The organism is Burkholderia territorii, from assembly GCF_902833055.1.
Lineage (GTDB): Bacteria > Pseudomonadota > Gammaproteobacteria > Burkholderiales > Burkholderiaceae > Burkholderia > Burkholderia territorii.
The window spans coordinates 1-553 of the sequence record NZ_CADFEJ010000088.1; the positions used below are offsets into that span (position 1 = coordinate 1).

Below are 553 nucleotides of genomic sequence, written 5' to 3' on the forward strand. Positions count from 1 at the left end.
GGCTCGGCATGTCAGAAACGCTGACCTTCATGGCGCTGAACCATGCCGCACTATTGTCGGCGTCGCGGCTGCAGGACACTCTGTGCAGCAAGACATCCTGGAAGGCGATCTTCGTGGCGATGTTCGGCCCCCAGGGCGGGACCTCCGTGTCGCTGTACACGTCGATCGTCTACATGCTCTATTTTCTCGAGAATGTCCTGAAGGTGGAGCAGACGCGGGCCAGCCTCTGCCTGGGCGTGGCGATCCTGATCGCGGCGCCGATGTACCCGGTGTTCGGACGCCTGTCCGATGCGATCGGCCGGGCGAAGGTGATCCTGGTCGGCATTGCGCTCTGGATCGTCGCGGCATACCCGTGCTTCGCCGGCATTCGCGCGGCGGTATCGGCCGGCGAGTGGGGCGCCGTCATTGCGCTGATCAGCGTGCTCGCCATCCTGACCGCCATGATCATGGCGCCGCTGCCGGCCTTTATCGCCGAATCGTTTCCGCCGCAGAGCCGGACCACCGGTTTCGGTTTGTCCCAGCAACTGGGCAACATCCTGTTCGGCGGATTTCT

1 protein-coding gene is annotated in these 553 nt (G+C 63.8%); it reads left to right on the forward strand.

The window, feature by feature from the left end:
* Positions 1–553, forward strand: a 553-nt coding sequence (locus tag HW466_RS31135; protein WP_176316146.1) for an MFS transporter, incomplete at both ends; no start/stop codon positions are given.